The 15,128-nt window shown below is 73.0% G+C and carries 13 protein-coding genes; 6 read left to right on the forward strand and 7 right to left on the reverse strand.

The annotated features are described in order from the left end of the window. Nucleotides 1-162: 162 nt before the first annotated feature. The 3 genes from ACZ42A_RS27770 to ACZ42A_RS27780 are packed head-to-tail and all read left to right on the forward strand — an operon-like array spanning nucleotide 163 to nucleotide 2,620. On the forward strand, nucleotides 163-876 hold the full coding sequence (locus tag ACZ42A_RS27770; protein ID WP_468529997.1) for a hypothetical protein: 714 nt from the start codon (nucleotides 163-165) through the stop codon (nucleotides 874-876). Continuing rightward, the gene (locus ACZ42A_RS27775; RefSeq protein ID WP_468529998.1) at nucleotides 861-1,982 is read left to right on the forward strand and encodes a sensor histidine kinase; all 1,122 of its coding nucleotides are present in this window, start codon (nucleotides 861-863) and stop codon (nucleotides 1,980-1,982) included. Before ACZ42A_RS27770 ends, ACZ42A_RS27775 begins: the two co-directional genes overlap by 16 nt. Then, nucleotides 1,979-2,620: a response regulator gene (locus ACZ42A_RS27780; RefSeq protein WP_468529999.1), complete on the forward strand. Its 642-nt coding sequence runs from the start codon at nucleotides 1,979-1,981 to the stop codon at nucleotides 2,618-2,620. The genes ACZ42A_RS27775 and ACZ42A_RS27780 overlap by 4 nt, the downstream gene beginning before the upstream one ends. Nucleotides 2,621-2,655: 35 nt before the next feature. Here ACZ42A_RS27780 and ACZ42A_RS27785 read toward each other — a convergent pair whose 3' ends face one another. Further along, a complete protein-coding gene (locus tag ACZ42A_RS27785; RefSeq protein WP_468530000.1) occupies nucleotides 2,656-3,576 on the reverse strand; it encodes a LysR substrate-binding domain-containing protein in 921 nt (306 codons plus the stop codon). Between the two features lie 147 nt (nucleotides 3,577-3,723). Here ACZ42A_RS27785 and ACZ42A_RS27790 point away from each other — a divergent pair, with 147 nt between their 5' ends. Both ACZ42A_RS27790 and ACZ42A_RS27795 read left to right on the forward strand, forming a co-directional pair. After that, complete coding sequence (locus tag ACZ42A_RS27790; protein ID WP_468530105.1) at nucleotides 3,724-4,815, forward strand: diaminopropionate ammonia-lyase; 1,092 nt, start codon at nucleotides 3,724-3,726, stop codon at nucleotides 4,813-4,815. Next, entirely contained in the window at nucleotides 4,809-5,471 is a 663-nt protein-coding gene (locus tag ACZ42A_RS27795; protein WP_468530001.1) for a LysE family translocator, read from the forward strand. Before ACZ42A_RS27790 ends, ACZ42A_RS27795 begins: the two co-directional genes overlap by 7 nt. Before the next feature lie 45 nt (nucleotides 5,472-5,516). Here ACZ42A_RS27795 and ACZ42A_RS27800 read toward each other — a convergent pair whose 3' ends face one another. Continuing rightward, a complete protein-coding gene (locus ACZ42A_RS27800) occupies nucleotides 5,517-6,698 on the reverse strand; it encodes a cytochrome P450 (RefSeq protein WP_468530106.1) in 1,182 nt (393 codons plus the stop codon). A gap of 122 nt (nucleotides 6,699-6,820) precedes the next feature. On the opposite strand from ACZ42A_RS27800, the gene ACZ42A_RS27805 reads away from it, so the two are divergent. Further along, entirely contained in the window at nucleotides 6,821-9,010 is a 2,190-nt protein-coding gene (locus tag ACZ42A_RS27805; protein WP_468530002.1) for a non-ribosomal peptide synthetase, read from the forward strand. Here the strand turns inward: ACZ42A_RS27805 and ACZ42A_RS27810 are convergent. The 5 genes from ACZ42A_RS27810 to ACZ42A_RS27830 are packed head-to-tail and all read right to left on the reverse strand — an operon-like array spanning nucleotide 8,994 to nucleotide 15,127. Next, complete coding sequence (locus ACZ42A_RS27810) at nucleotides 8,994-9,269, reverse strand: acyl carrier protein (RefSeq protein WP_468530003.1); 276 nt, start codon at nucleotides 9,267-9,269, stop codon at nucleotides 8,994-8,996. The genes ACZ42A_RS27805 and ACZ42A_RS27810 overlap by 17 nt on opposite strands. Further along, nucleotides 9,269-9,976, reverse strand: coding sequence for a hypothetical protein (locus ACZ42A_RS27815; protein ID WP_468530004.1), 708 nt, complete (start codon nucleotides 9,974-9,976; stop codon nucleotides 9,269-9,271). Before ACZ42A_RS27815 ends, ACZ42A_RS27810 begins: the two co-directional genes overlap by 1 nt. Before the next feature lie 14 nt (nucleotides 9,977-9,990). Further along, nucleotides 9,991-12,687, reverse strand: coding sequence for a condensation domain-containing protein (locus ACZ42A_RS27820; RefSeq protein ID WP_468530005.1), 2,697 nt, complete (start codon nucleotides 12,685-12,687; stop codon nucleotides 9,991-9,993). After that, on the reverse strand, nucleotides 12,684-12,947 hold the full coding sequence (locus tag ACZ42A_RS27825) for a phosphopantetheine-binding protein (protein ID WP_468530006.1): 264 nt from the start codon (nucleotides 12,945-12,947) through the stop codon (nucleotides 12,684-12,686). The genes ACZ42A_RS27820 and ACZ42A_RS27825 overlap by 4 nt, the downstream gene beginning before the upstream one ends. Then, the gene (locus ACZ42A_RS27830) at nucleotides 12,944-15,127 is read right to left on the reverse strand and encodes an AMP-binding protein (protein ID WP_468530007.1); all 2,184 of its coding nucleotides are present in this window, start codon (nucleotides 15,125-15,127) and stop codon (nucleotides 12,944-12,946) included. Before ACZ42A_RS27830 ends, ACZ42A_RS27825 begins: the two co-directional genes overlap by 4 nt. Nucleotide 15,128: the final 1 nt, after the last annotated feature.

A 15,128-nucleotide genomic window follows, 5' to 3' on the forward strand; every position in this document is an offset into this window, starting at 1 on the left:
GACATCGATCGCATCGATCGGAGGATGTGGTCGCCTCACTCGTGATCGACGATGCCGGTCATGACGCGAACAGAGAAAACCGCCCGGGCAGGAGGCGGGTGGAAGACGCCTCCTCCCGTGCGCGGCAACCATGCGTGGTTCCCCGGCCGGATCATCGGGGGAGTGGCTCTCGTCCTCGGTCCCGTGGTGTGGGCGGCCGGGCTGCTCCTGCGGTACTTGGCGCTCGACTCGGAAGCCCTCGCTCGGGGCCAGTCGACGGAGTTCGGCAAGGAGTTCGCCGCACCGTCGCAGTTGGCCGCCTATGTGGACAGCCCCGCGCTGGTCACGGCCGGCTACGCGTGCTTCGCCGCCGGGGCCCTGCTGTTGTGGCCCGCCTTCGCCACACTCGCGAGGATCGTCGGGGCGAGGTGTCCGCGGCTCGCCGTGTGGGGCGGCACTCTCGTCATCATGGGTCTGTTCGCCCGCCTGTACTTCGCCGGCGTCGACCAGACAGCCTTCCAACTGGCCGAAGCGCGCGGCCTCGACGAGGCGATCGCGACCGTGGCGTCCACGTACACGGACATCTCCTACGGGCCATGGAGGGTCCCGGTGAGCGCGTCCGCCTGCCAGTACGCCGGGATGGCATTGCTGACCGTCGGGGCATTCCGCTCCGGGACGTTCGGGCTGGGACGCTGTCTGTTGTTCCTCTGGTCGGGGACGCTGTGGGGAGGCGTGCTGAAAGCGAGCGAGCTGTTCGACGGTGTCGTGTCGAACGGCGTCCTGTGCCTGGTGTTCGTGCCGCTCGGTGTCCGAGTGCTCCGGGATGCCGTCCCCGAGTTGCGTGCGGAGCACGGCTCCGTCGACGACCGAAGGCGCCTGCGATGGCTCAGCTGGTGACACGGCTGGTGCCGTTCGCGCTTCCCGCCGCCGCCGTCTGCGGTGCCTTCGTGCCGGCGGCCCTGCCCGGTGCGACGCCGCAGTCCCTGCTCGGGCCGACCTCGGTGCCCGCGTCCGTCCAGGCCGCGGTGGTCGGGCTGCTGGCGGCCGCGGGTGCGTGGATGGCGCCGCAACGACGCTGGCCGCTGTTCGTGATCGCGGCCGCGGACTCGGTGGCCCGGTCACCCGGGCTCGTACTGTCCCTGGCGACCTATGTCGCGGCGACCACCTTTCGACGCCCCCTCCACCTGGCGATCTTCACGGCGGCCGCGAGCCTCCTGGCGTTGGTGCCCCGACCCGGCGTCGACATCGTCTCCGCACTCGGTGGCGCACCCCTGTTCGTCTGGCTTCCGCTGGCGATCGGGCTGTGGATCAGCGCGCGCGGGCAGGTGGTGGCCGGGCTGCGCGAGCGTGCCGAACGGCTGGAGCGGGAGCAGGCCGTGCTCGTCGAGCGGGCGCGCGGGGAGGAGCGCGCCCGCATCGCACGGGACATGCACGACGTGGTGGCCCACCAGGTGTCGCTGATGGTCCTGCGCGCGGGGGCGCTGGAGATCAACGCGCCCGACGAGAAGACCGCGGCGGAGGCGGAGCTCATCCGAACCACGGGCAAGGAGGCGCTCACTCAGCTCAGAGCCGTTCTCGGGATCCTCCGTCAGGGGAACGGAGAGCCGGATCCGTTCCGGACGCAGCCGACACTGGCCGATGTCGACGCACTGCTCGACCAGTCGAGAGCAGTCGGCGTTCCCGTGGAACGGCGCGACGAGGGAACGGCGACCGAGTTGAAGGCCGTGGTCGGACACACCGCCTACCGTGTCGTCCAGGAGGCCCTCACCAACATCCACAAGCACGCGGGCGCTGTCGCCACGCGGGTGGTGGTACGCCACCTTCCCTCCGCGCTGGAGGTCACGGTCGGCAACGCCGCACCGCACGACTGCCCGCCGGCGATGTCCGGCACCGGCCTCGGCCTGATCTCGCTGCGCGAACGCGTCGAACTGCTGGGCGGCGAGTTCACCGCCGGGCCGACGGAAGACGGCGGATTCATCGTGTCTGCGAAGCTTCCGACATGATCCGGGTACTCATCGTCGACGACGAGGCTCTGGTACGGACCGGGCTGCGCATGATCCTGGAGGCCGCGGACGACATCAGGGTGGTCGCCGAGGCGGAGAACGGGGCGGAGGCCGTCACAGCCGTCAGCCGCCACCGGCCACACATCGTGCTCATGGACGTGCAGATGCCGGGCATGGACGGAGTGACCGCGCTCAGGGAGATCCGCCGCTCTCCCCATCCGCCGAAGGTGCTCATGCTCACCACCTTCGACCGCGACGAGTACATCTACGGCGCCCTGCGGTCCAAGGCCGCCGGATTCCTGTTGAAGGACACCGCGCCACGCGATCTGATCGCCGCCGTCCGCACGGTGGCCGGCGGCGGCTCCGTGCTGTCGCCCGTGGTCACCAAGCGCGTGATCGACGCTTTCGCCGACCGGCAGTCCCCGGACGTCCGGGCCGCGCGGGAACGGCTGGCCGTTCTCACCGCTCGGGAGCAGGATGTCGTCCGCGCGGTGGCCCGCGGACTGGCCAATGCCGACATCGCCCGAGAGCTCGGCATGACCGAGACCACGGTCAAGGCCCACGTCAGCCGTTCGCTCGCCAAACTCGGGTTGACCAATCGGGTGCAGATCGCACTCCTCGTCCGCGACGCGGGGTAGGCCGGCCCGGCCGCATCAGGCGGAGGCGGAGTCGCTTACGCCTGGTCGGAGCGGAGGGTGACCGCCCGAAGGAGGGCGTTCCGGCAGGCCTGGACGGCGGGGTGCCGGCCGCCGCCGCGGCGTGCCACGGTGAAGATGCGGCGGGTGCGCCGGCCGCGGGGGAGCTGTCGCAGGGCGACGGTCGGGGGCTGTTCGCTCCAGACGAGGCCGGGCAGGAAAGCCGCGGCGTGTTTCTGCTCGACGAGGCGGAGGTGGAGCAGGAGGTCGGTGGTCTCGAACCGTACGTCGGGTTCGAAGCCGGCGTTGCGGCACAGGGTCATGGCCCAGTGCCGGGCGGCTGTGCCCTCGGGTTCCATCACCCAGGGGTGGTGGGCGAGTGAGCGCAGCGCCGCCGTCGGGCCGTCGGCGTCCGACACGTCGGCCGGCTCCGGCAGCGCGAGGTGCAGGGGGTCGTCGAGCAGGTCTTCCTGTTCCAGTTCGGCGGGCCGCGGGTTCGGGTTGCCGGGGTACTCCTCGGCGAGGACCAGGTCGAAGTCGCGGGCCTGCAGGGCGGGAAGGGCCGTTTCCGGTTCCATCTGCGTGACGTGGACGCGCAGGTGCGGGTGCTGGTCGCGCAGCAGGCCGAGCGCGGTGGGGACGAGGGCCAGCGCGGCCGTCTGGAACGAGGCGATACGGAGCGTGCCGGTCAGGTCGGTCAGAGAGGCGGCGATGTCCGCCTCCGCGCGCTCCAGGCGTTCGAGGACCGCTTCGGCGTGGGCGACGAGGATCTCGGCCTGCGCCGTCAGCCTCACCCGCCGTCCGACCGGCTCCAGCAGCGGGACGCCGACCTCGGCCTCCAGCTGGGAGAGCTGCTGGGAGACGGAGGACGGGGCGTACGACAGGGCGGCGGCGACGGCTGCCAGGGTGCCGCGGTGCTTGAGTTCGCGCAGCAGGCGCAGTCGGTGCAGATCGAACATGGGTGGCTCGCTCTCCTCGCCCTCGCGGAGCGCTTGCTCAATGGTCGGTTTCTCCGACGGATATAGGTCGAAAACATTCGCTGGACCGATTGTAGGCGGGGGCCGCACCCTGATCGTGTGCCTCAGAACCGTCTCTCTCCTCCTACGCTGCCGTGGCTTGCGCGGCCCAGTGCCCGCACTCGCACCTGGCGGTGTGAACCCGCCCCCCGCGCGGTGCGTGACTTCCACGCCGAGCTGCCCGGCTACTCACCCACTCCTCTGAAGGAACTCCCGTTCCTTGCAGGTGAGTTGGAGGTTGGCAGGGTCTTCGTCAAGGACGAGTCGTGCCGTCTCGGTCTGCCTGCCTTCAAGGCGCTGGGCGCGTCCTGGGCGGTCCACCGCATCCTTGCCGAGCGGCCGGCGAACGGCTCCGAGCACGGGCCGGTCACCCTGGTGACCGCCACCGACGGCAACCACGGCCGCGCCGTGGCCCGCATGGCCCGCCTGTTCGGGCAGCACGCCCACGTTCTCGTTCCGCGGGGCGTGCATCCGCAGGCCGTGGCGGCCATCGTCGCCGAACAGGCGAAGGTCACCGAGGTCTCAGGGCCGTACGACGAGGCCGTGCGCCTGGCGGCCGAGGCGGCCGCCGCGCCGGGCGCGGTCCTGGTGCAGGACACCGCCTGGCCGGGCTATGAGCGGATCCCGGGGTGGATCGTCGAGGGCTACTCCACCCTCTGCGCCGAGATCGACGAGCAGCTGGTGGCCGAAGGGGTCGCCCAAGGACCGGACCTCGTCGCCGTACCCGTGGGCGTGGGGTCACTGGCCCAGGCCGTGGTCACCCACTACCGCAGCCGCCCCTCCGCGCACGCCCCGGCACTGCTGTCGGTGGAGCCGGAGGCCGCGGCCTGCGTCCTGGAGAGCCTCGCGTGCGACGAACTCGTCAGCGTCACGACGGGTGAGACCAGCATGGCCGGGCTGAACTGCGGCACCCCGTCCAGCATCGCCTGGCCCTACCTGTACGGCGGGCTGGACGCCGCTGTCGCCGTCGCGGACGCCGACAGCGCCCGCGCGGCCGGTGATCTCGCCGCTGCCGGTGTCTCTTCGGGCCCCTGCGGGGCCGCGGCGCTCGCCGGTCTGCGTGCGGCGCTCACCGGCGTGGGCGCCGAGGAACGCCGTACGGCCTTGGGGCTCGGGCCCACCTCGGTGGTCGTGCTGCTGAGCACCGAGGGCACGGCCGCCAACCCGCATCCGGCATGCTGACCCACCTCGTAGCCGCGCTCGGTGTGCTCGGCCTGCTGACCATCCTGCCCGGCCCGGACATGGCGGTGGTGACCCGACGTGCGCTCGTGGCCGGTCCCGGTGACGCGCTGCGCACCGTGGGCGGGATCGCGACCGGGCTGCTGCTCTGGGGCGCGCTGACCGTGGCCGGGCTCGCGGCAGTGCTGGCCGCCTCGCCCGTGGCCTACCTGGCCGTCAAGCTCCTCGGCGCCGGTTACCTGGTGTTCCTGGGCGCGCAGGCGCTGTGGCAGCACCGCCGTTCGGCCCCGGCCGGCCATGGGGGTCCCCCCGCTCGAGCGAAGCCGAGAGTGGGGGAGGATGCCGGTCCTGCCGCCGTCGGGAGTCCCTGGCGGACCGGCCTGATCAGCAACGTCCTCAACCCGAAGATCGCCGTCTTCTACACCGGGCTGCTGCCCACGTTGGCCCCGCCCCGGCTGCCCGCCGCCTGGGCCATGACGCTCCTCGCCCTCCTCCACGCCACCCTCACCGTCGCCTGGCTGGGCAGCTACGTGCTCCTGCTGGCGAAGGCCGGACACGTCCTCGAACGGCCGCGGACCCGCCGCGCGCTCGGGCGCACCACGGGCGCCGTGCTGATCGGCTTCGGTCTCATGGTCGCGACCGCCTCCGGCGGTCCCTGATGGACCTCGCCGGGGTACGGCCCCCGCGGGGCCGTCGCCGGTCGGTCAGGGCGAGACGACCTTCACCGGTAGGGACCGCAGGCCGTTCACGACCCAGGTGGAGCTCCAGACGGGCGGGCTCGCGAGGGCCAGTGAGGTGTCGGCCGTGATCAGGTCTTCCAGCAGGGCCCGGAGCATCACGCGGACCAGGGCCGCGCCGAGGCAGAAGTGCATGCCGGCGCCGAGGGTCAGATGCGGGTTCGGGTGACGGTCGAGGACCAGGTCGTCGGGGTCCGTGAAGACGGTGCGGTCGCGGTTGGCCGAGGCCGTCCACACGGCCAGCGCGTCGCCCGCGCGGATCTGTGTGCCGGCCAGTTCGGTGTCGGTCACGGCGGTCCGCATCACGTGGGTGACCGGCGCGGTCCAGCGCAGCAACTCCTCGATGGCGGAGTCGATGCCGACCTCTCCGCCGCGCAGGGCGGCCCAGACCTCCGGGCGCTCCAGCAGCGCCAGCAGGCCGCCGCTGGCGGAGTGCCGGGCCGTCTGGCTCGCGGCCACCACGATGTTGTCGCACGTCAGGACGATCTCCTCGTCCGACAGGGGCAGCCCGCCCGCGCGGGCGTCGAGCAGCGCACCGAGCAGGTCCTTGCCGGGCCCGCCGCGTCGCGCGCCGAGCGCGTTGAGGTAGTACATCATCACGTCGTGGTGCCCGGCGGCCGCCTCGTCCTCCGCGCTGTCCAGGGCCCGGTTGGTCGCGTCCGCCATCATCGGGATGTCCTCGGGGGGAATCCCCAGCAGCTCGGCCTGCACCGCGAGCGGGAACCGCTCGGCCACGTCGGTCACGAAGTCGCCGCCGCCGCGCCGGCGCAGGTCGGCCAGGAGCGAACCCGCCACCTGGCGCGCCAGCACCGACAGCTGCTCCACGGCCCGCGGGGTGAACAACCGGGCCACGGCCCGGCGCAGTTCGGTGTGGCGTGGCGGGTCGGTGAGGACCGGCATCTTCCCGGCGCCGGGATACGGCGCGGAGTTGTCGTCCTCCCGCAGCGTAGTGCCCCGGGTGGAGGTGAAGGTCCGCCACTCGGTCAGCACCCGGTGGCTCGCCTCGTGCCCGACCACGGCCCAGAACTGAGAACCCGTGGCCGCCACCTGACGGTGCACGGGGCCGGTCTCCCGCAGGGCACGCAGCGCTTCGTGCGGGTTCCCGTCCACGTACAGCGCCGAATCCAGCAGGTCGACCATCGACGACACAGACAAGAACGCCCCCCGGTTTCCGATTGTCAGGCGGCCCCCATCGCAGCAGGTGCCGCCGTCAAAGTCCAGCCCCCTCAGGCCCGTTGACTGCGTTGACGTCACCGACGATCATGTGCGATGTGACGGAAGCTCTGCGGCGGGAACACGCGCGATTCTGGCAGGACGTCCTGGCCGCGGGCCCCACGCGGGTCTTCTCCGCACGCCCCGCCGACCAGCGGCGCTACGAGCTGCGACAGAAGCTGCCGGAAGGGCTCCGGGACGCCGCGGCCGGCCGGCCCCACGGCCTGCACCTGCTGGTCTGCGGCGCCGTGGTCGCGTTGCTGCACCGCTACACAGGCACCGAGTCGGTCGTCATCGGCCAGGGCGCCCCGATCGGCGGCGGCATCGACGGCAGCGGACCCGACCGGCTGATCCCGGTGCGCTGCGCCGTCTTCGGCACCGACACGTTCACCGACGTCGTGGACCGACTGCGGACGGCCGTCTTCGACTCCTACGCGCACCAGAACTTCGACCTCGGTGTGCTGGGCCACAACGCCCCCTACCAAGTGGCCGTTCGCGTCGAGGGGTTGCACGTCGAACCGGGCCCGGAGGACGTGCCGCTGCTCCTGGAGGTCACGGAGACCGGCGAACTGACCGCCCGTGCGGCCGGGATCGATGAGGACGTCGTCTCCCGTCTGCTGCGCCACCTCACCACCCTGTTGGAGCAGGTGCTGGCCGATCCCGGCCTCGTACTCACCGAGGTGGACCTGCTCACCGAGGCGGACAGCCGGCTGCTGGAGCGGTCCAACGACACCGCGTGGCCGGCCGGCCCCCACCGGACCGTACCGGCGCTGTTCGCCCACGCGGTCGCCGTACGCCCCGACGCGCGGGCGCTGCTGTCGCCGGACGGTGTCCTCACCTACCGCGAACTGGACGAGCGCAGCGACTCGCTGGCGGCGGCGATCGTGGAGCGGGGCGCCGACCGGGTGGCGGTGGTCGCCGAGCGTTCGCCCGCGCTGGTCATCGCGGTCCTCGCCGTGCTGAAGGCCGGCGCGGCCTACGTCCCCGTCGACCCGTCGCTGCCCGCCGAACGGATCGACTTCGTGGTGCGCGACAGCGGCGCGTCCATGGTGCTGCGCGGGGACCGCGGGGACACGGACGTGCCGAGTCGGCCGCTGCCCGCGGTCACCGTCCGCCCGGAGGACCCGGCCTACGTCATCTACACCTCCGGATCGACGGGCGAACCCAAGGGCGTCGTGGTCGAGCACCGGTCCCTGGTCAATCTGCTCGCCGCCACCCAGCGCGCGTACCCGCTCGGCCCCGACGACGTGATCCTGCACAAGACGTCGATCTCCTTCGACGTGTCGGTGTGGGAACTGTTCGGATGGCTGATGGGCGGCGGTGCGCTGGCGCTGCTGCCCTCCGGTGCCGAGGGCGACCCGGACGCCGTCATCGACGCCGTCGAACGGTACGAGGTCACCGCCCTCGACCTCGTCCCGCAGATGCTGGGCGCCCTCGGGGACGTGGTCGTGGCGCGGAACGCCGCCGACCGGATGCGTACGCTGCGGCTGGTGTCGACCGGCAGCGACGAACTCGCCGCGGACCACGTGCACCGGTTCCGCCGGGCGTTCCCGCGGACCCCCCTCGTCAACTTCTACGGACCCACCGAGGCGACCGTGCAGGTCACCCACTTCGCCGTGGGCGACGTCCCCGACGAGCGGGTGCCGATCGGCGGGCCGCTCGGCAACACCCGGCTGCACGTCGTGGACTCGCTGCTCAGGCCCCAGGCGGTCGGTGTGCCCGGCGAACTGTGCGTCGCGGGGGACTCACTGGCCCGCGGCTATCTGAATCGTCCCGGTCTCACCGAGGAACGCTTCGTGCCCGCGCCCTCTCTCGGCGAGGCCAGGGTCTACCGCACCGGCGACCTGTGCCGCCGCCTGGACGACGGGACGCTGGAGTTCCTCGGCCGGATCGACCAGCAGATCAAGGTGCGGGGCCACCGGGTCGAGCCGGGCGAGATCGAACACCGGCTGCGGGCCTGCCCGGGGGTGGAGGACGCGATCGTCGTCGCCACCGGCCGGTCCGCGGAGGACCGGAGGCTGGTGGCCTACGTGACCGGCGCGCAGGCGCCGGACTCGGACGAGATGCTGCGGCGGCTGCGCGAGGTGCTGCCCGCGTACATGGTGCCCGCGGCCGTGCACCGGCTGGCGGCCTTCCCGGTGACGGTCGGCGGGAAGGTCGACCGGGCACGCCTGGCGGCCGGCGGGTGGGACGAGGGCGAGAGGCCGGAGCCTCCCGCCCGCGCCGCCGGGGCTAGGCCCGCGGGCTGAGGCCCGTCTCCTTTTCCAGCGACTCCCGGCCCGGCAACTCCTTCTCCAGCGCCGCCACGAAGTCCCCGAACCGGGGATTGTCGAACAGAACCTTCACGGGCGTCGGCTCGTCGTAGTGCTCGTTGAGCATCGCGATGATGCGCAGCGCGGCGAACGAGTGCCCGCCCTCGTCGAAGAAGTCGCTGTCGTCGTCCACATCCGCCCCGAGCACCTCTCGCCAGATCTCCTCGACCGTGGCACGCAGTCCTTCGCCGGTCATCAGTATTGCCTCCTAGGTGTCGCGGACAGGGCGGACAGGAACGACAGAACGACGGATCTGGTCGACTCGTGGGCCGTGAGCCCGGCCCGGTCGCTGTCGACGCGCACCGTGGTCAGCTCTCCTTCGGGGAGCCAGTCGCGGTGGTCGGGGTGGTCGTGGGAGAGGACCTGGAGCATCGGCCCGACCGGCTTTCGCGGCAGCGGACCCCGGGCCGCCAGCAGATAGGCGAGGTACGCCACATGCTGTCGGACGAAGTGCGCGACCGGTTCGGCGATCGCGTCATCGCCCAGCCCCTGCGCCCGCAGCGCCGTCTCCGCCCGTCGCGTCAGGTCCTCGCGCGCGGCCTTCAGGAACAGGTCCGGCTCGTCGGGCAGTTCCCCGACCGGCACCGTCTGCTCACCGCCGCCCGGCACCTGGCCGACCGCCCTGGCGTAGGCCTGGGTGACATCGGCGGCGGTGGCCGGCACCGGATCGAAGAAGACCAGGGCCGGTGGGCGCTCCAGCCGGTGCGCGAGATGGACCGCCAGCGCCGACGCGGCGCAGTAGGCCAGGACCGGGCCGGGGCAGTCGCCGAGCCGTGCCGCGTACGCCGGACCGGTGACCTCGACCGGAAGCGGGTCGGTCAGCAGGGGAACCATCCCGTCGAGACCCAGCGCGGTGACCGGTGCCTCCGGCCTGCGCCCCGGGTAGTCCAGGACCGCCAGCATGTCGCGCACTCTCCTCACACGTCCGACAGTTCCGCGAGGGCGGCGGCCACGTCGTCGGCCAGAGCCGAGCCGGTCCGGCCGGTCATCACGTCCTCGCGCCATGTGGTGACCAGGTCCCAGCCGCCGTCGGCGACGGGGAACGCCTCGACCATCCAGCCGCGCGACGTCCTCGGTGGCCGCACCCGCACCGGGCGCAGCGCGACCGGCCCCAACGAGACGGCGGGTGGCGGATGCTGCAACACCACCCACGCCTCGAACCACGGGCGCGCGCCGTGCCCGGCACGCAGCTCGCGGACCACCTCGTCGTACGGCGTCCGCGCGTGCTCCAGCCCGTCGACGACCTGCCGGGCCGCCGCGGCCAGTACGGCTCCGGCCGCGCGCCGCACGCCGCGCAGGGGGACCGGGAACGGGTTGACGAGGTACCCGACCAGCTGGTCCATGGCGGGGTCGAACCGACCCGCCGTCAGGGTGCCGACACACACGTCGTCCACGTCGAACCGGCGGGCGAGGGCCATCGCGGTGCCCGCCGACAGCGCGGCCAGCGGAGGACCGCCGCACCGGGCCGCCGCGGCTTCCAGCCGCCGTACCGTGGCCGCGTCGAGACGGCGGACCGTCTCGTGGGCGATCGCCTCGGCGTCGCCGCCCTTCTCCGCCGGTGGCAGGCAGGACGGCGGGCAGCCGGTGAGCGTCTCGCGCCAGTACGGGATGTCGTCGGCGGCCCAGGACGCGAGGTGGCGCGCCTCCTGCCGCCCGAGCAGGGGATAGCCGGGGGCGGGCGGGAACCGGGGGACGCCGCCCTCGGCCCGCGTGACGTAGGCGTGCCGCAGGTCGGCGAGCAGGGGTGGTTCCGACGAGCCGTCGAAGGCGATGTGATGGAACTGCAGGCACAGCAGCGCGTGGTCCGGGGCGAGTCGGCACAGACGGGCGCGGACCGGCAGCTCCCGGTCGAGCCGGAACGGCGTGTCCCACAGCTCCGCGGCGACGCGTTCGGCGATCTCCCGAAGCGGCGGTCGGCCCTCGGGCGGCGGCACCTCGGTCCAGGGCACGGCCGTGTCGTCGAGCACCCGCTGGACCGGTTGGCCGCGCTCCCAGACATAGACGGTGCGCAGGGCCTCGTGGCGGGCCACCACGTCGCCGAGCGCCGTGCGCAGCACGTCGGGACGCAGGGGGCCGGTCAGCTCGTACGCCTCCACGACCAGGTTGTCCGCGCTGCCCGGCGCGTAGGCCTCCGCGAACAGGAACCTCTTCTGCGCGTGGGCCAGAGGGCGGTCCTGGTCGTCGTCGTCCACCGGCGTGACCGGTGCGGGTCCCGCGAGCGCGTCGCCGGCGAGGGCGGCCAGCCGCCGCTCCCGGTAGACGTCCGCGACGGTGACCTTCCTGCGGCCGCGCACACTGAGCACGGTCGCGAGCCGTATCGCGTCCAGCGAGGTCATGCCCGCGTCGAGGAGGTCGTCGTCCGCCGTGAGGGCGGTGACCCCCAGGAGGCCGCGGACCTCGGCGAGCAGGGAGTCCGGCTCGTGGGCGCGCAGCCGCTCGACCAGGGACGAGTAGTCCACCCGCAGGACCGCCTCGGGGGGCAGGCCGGGCAGGTGCAGCTGGAGCGACACCCCCGGCAGCGGAGGGCGGGGCCGCCCGTCGTCCGTGGTGTAGGCGCAGGCCAGGACGTCATCGACGGGGAAGACGACGCACTCGGCGAGCCCGTGTTCCGCCCTCAGCGCGGCCTCGATCCGGTACGGGTCGACCCACCGGCCGGCGACCCGCAGCAGGTCGTCCCGGTGGCCCAGCACCCGGATCACACCGTGCTCGTCGGCCCGGCCGATGTCGCCGGTCGCCGCACCGGCGACGGTCACCTCGCCGTCCGGGCCCAGCGCGATCCGCTCGTCCGGCGCCAGCGGAAGCGGCTCGCCGTCGATGTCCTGCTCCCGCACCACGCGGCTCACCAGGGCGGTCGCGGCGGATCCGTAGTCGTGCCGCAGGCGCAGCCGTGGGCTGTGGCGCACCACCGCGCGCAGCGCCGACGCGTCGGGTGACGGGCCGGCGATCACCAGCCCGCGCAGACCGGCGAAGGACTTCCGGTGCTCGGCACGCGCGTGGAACTCGGCTGTGGACAGCCGGAGGTGATCGGCGTCCTCGGGCGGGCCGGACACCACGCATCCGCCGTTGAGGAGCGCCGCCCACACCTCGTACGCGAAGTCCTCGCTGCCCGGCGGAGCCGTCTGCAGGAACCGCGGGGCGGAGGATCCGGCGTCGGTCAGAGCCGTCACGAGGCGCTGGTGGGAGAGGGCCACGGGACGGGGACGGGCACCGGGCGGGAAGACGAGGCACGCCGCGTCCGTGCTGCCGTCAGTGCTCTCGTCGGCACGGGACCGCAGCACGGTCACCCGGGCGTCGTCGCGGACCACGGCGCGGACGGCGGCGCGGTCCAGCACGTCCTCCGTGCACCACGACGGCCAGGCCGGGTCCAGCACGATCGCGGTGGAGCCGGCCCGCAGGCAGCCGAGCAGCGCCACGACCCGCGCCACGGACCCGTCCGACACGACCGCGACCACGTCCCCGCCGCCGACTCCCTCGCGCCGCAGCGCGCCGGCGACCGCGTCCGCCCGCGCCAGCAGCTCGGCGTAGCCGATGCCCCGGCCGTCGTGCAGGACGGCCGTGGCATCGGGGGTGCGGCGTGCCCACTCGGCGACGACGAGATCGAGCCGATCCCTCATCGCTCGTCCACGAACCGGGCCACCCGGTTCGCGAAGTCGGCCAGGACCGGGTGGTCGATCAACAGCTGGACGGTGATGTCGAGATCCCACTCGCGGCGCACATGCGCGGTGGCGACCGCGGCCTGGAAGGAGTCGCCGCCGCCCGCGAAGAAGTCGTGTGCGGCCGTGGTGACCGGCACGCCGAGCGCCGCCGACCAGATCTCGGCGATCCGCTCCTCGTACGGCCCGGTCAGCTCTCCCGTCCTCGGCTCGGCCGTCATCGGTCACCGCCGGGGGAGAGGGACTTGGCGACCGAGTCGCGGTCGATCTTGCCGCTCGGCGTCCGCGGCAGACCGGGCAGCACCTCCACCGACACCGGCACCGACGCCTCGGGCAGCAGCTCGGCGAGCCTCGCGCGCAGATCACCGGGCTCGGGTCCGTCCGGGTCCAGGGTCACCGCGGCGCGCAGCTGGCGCGAGCCGGGGACCAGCTCCAGGGCGACGCAGACGGCGGTGGCGACACCGGGCTGCTGCATCAGGACCGCCTCGATCTCCAGCAGGTTCACCCGGACCCCGCGGATCTTGACGTCGTGGTCCAGCCGGCTGAGGAAGTACACGAGGCCGTCCTCGATGCGCACCAGGTCGCCGGTGCGGAAGGCCTTGGTGTGGCCGTGCGGGGTGCGTTCGACGGTGATGAAGCGTTCGGCGTTCAGCTCCGGCCGGTCGAGGTAGCCCAGCGACACCGGCAGCCCCGCCACGAGGAGTTCGCCGGTGGTCGGGTCGGCCGGATCGGCCGGGTCCACCAGCATCTCGCAGCCCGGCAGCGGCGTGCCGATGGGCGGCAGCAGCGGCCACTCGCCGGGGTCCGCGGGCAGCACGTAGGAGCTGACCATCGCGGACTCGCTCTGCCCGTAGTGGTTGCCGAGCCGGGCCCCGGGCAGCGCCTGGAACAGCGCCTGGATCGGCGGCGTGCACAGCATCTGTTCCCCGGCCGTGTTCACCTCCAGCAGCGACAGGGCCGGCTCGCCGTCCTGCGCCGACGCCGCCACCGCGAGCATGTGCAGGGCGACGTACGGCAGGAACAGCCGCTCGATGCGCTGGTCGACCAGCCAGTCCAGGAAGCGGAACGCGTCGCGGCGCAGGGTCTCGGGGACGATGACGAGCGTGCCGCCGCCGCACAGCGTGCCCAGGATCTCCTGGAAGCACACGTCGAAGTTGAGGGGCGCGAACTGCGCGGTGCGCAGGTCGGGACGGACGGAGTCGGTGCGCTGCCAGGTCACCATGTTGTCCAGGCAGCTGTGCTGGATCGTGACCCCCTTGGGCTGCCCCGTCGACCCCGAGGTGTAGATGGTGTACACCGGCAGGTCCGGGTCGCAGGCGACCGGCTGGAAGCCGGCGACGTCGCCCGCGGACGGGCCGGCGATGGCCTGGGTCGGGATGTCCCCGGCGAACGACGGCCGGGGCCCGTCGTGCAGCAGCAGGCTCGCTCCGCTGTCCCGCAGCATGAAGGTGAGCCGGCTCTGCGGGTACGAGGCGTCCAGCGGTACGTAGGTGGCGCCGACCGCGAGGGTGGCGAGCAGGGCCGCCACGGTCCGCGCACCGCGCTCGCCGGTGACCGCGACCCGGCTGCCGGGTCCGACGCCGTGGCCGGTGAGCGTCGCGGCGAGGTCGGCGGTCCACGCCCACAGCTCCGCGTAGGTCAGCCGGGTCTCCCCGTCGACCAGGGCCGGCGCGTCGGGCCGCTCCGCCGCCGTACGGGCCAGGCCGTGCAGCAGGCACTCCGGCTGCGCGGAGCCACCCCACAGCGACAGCCGCTCCGCCTTCTTCGTCCGTCCGAACTGCCGCATGTGCACTCCCAGTCGGCGACGTGTGCTGTCCGGGTCGGCGAGCATGCCGTCCACGACCCGGTCCCGGATCTCGGGCGCCTTCTCCTGGCTGAGCTTGAACATCGCCTGCCCGGTGACCACGTCGAAGCGGAAGGCTCCGACCCCGCGCACGATGCTGCGGAAGTAGTCCAGCGACCCCTTGGCCTCCCAGCCCTTGCCGAACCGCTCCTCGAACAGCTCGGCCGTGCGCCGGACGACCTCCAGGGTCTCCTCGCGGTCGGTCAGCGGCACCAGGTCACCGGTCAGCTCGACGGTGACGAAGTTCCAGGTGGGCGCGGCGACTTCGGTGTCGTACAGGGCCGGCGTGACGTAGCTGGACGGGCCCGAGAACACGAGGGTCGCGGGGGCTCCGCCCGCCAGCGCGCGCCAGTGCGGGTTGGCCCGGTTGAGGTGGCCGAACAGCGAGAACCCGGTCAGCGTGTCCGGCAGCTCGGCTCCCGGCTCGTGGATGATCGGCAGGTGGGTGGTGTACGGGGTGGTCGGCCCGTTGCTCACCAGCATGGCCATCGGGTGCTGCCGGATGACGTCGTGCACCCGGCCCGGGTCGTCGGTGCGGTAGATCGGTGGTACGAACAAG

The organism is Streptomyces sp. NPDC030838, assembly GCF_055572035.1.

Bases quoted from the DNA above. Each gene is read 5' to 3' on its own strand.
- ACZ42A_RS27785 (WP_468530000.1), bottom strand. From the start codon at position 3,576: ATGTTCGATCTGCACCGACTGCGCCTGCTGCGCGAACTCAAGCACCGC.
- ACZ42A_RS27810 (WP_468530003.1), bottom strand. From the start codon at position 9,269: ATGACCGGCGAAGGACTGCGTGCCACGGTCGAGGAGATCTGGCGAGAG.
- ACZ42A_RS27780 (WP_468529999.1), top strand. From the start codon at position 1,979: ATGATCCGGGTACTCATCGTCGACGACGAGGCTCTGGTACGGACCGGG.
- ACZ42A_RS27815 (WP_468530004.1), bottom strand. From the start codon at position 9,976: ATGCTGGCGGTCCTGGACTACCCGGGGCGCAGGCCGGAGGCACCGGTC.
- ACZ42A_RS27825 (WP_468530006.1), bottom strand. From the start codon at position 12,947: ATGACGGCCGAGCCGAGGACGGGAGAGCTGACCGGGCCGTACGAGGAG.
- ACZ42A_RS27795 (WP_468530001.1), top strand. From the start codon at position 4,809: ATGCTGACCCACCTCGTAGCCGCGCTCGGTGTGCTCGGCCTGCTGACC.
- ACZ42A_RS27775 (WP_468529998.1), top strand. From the start codon at position 861: ATGGCTCAGCTGGTGACACGGCTGGTGCCGTTCGCGCTTCCCGCCGCC.
- ACZ42A_RS27820 (WP_468530005.1), bottom strand. From the start codon at position 12,687: ATGAGGGATCGGCTCGATCTCGTCGTCGCCGAGTGGGCACGCCGCACC.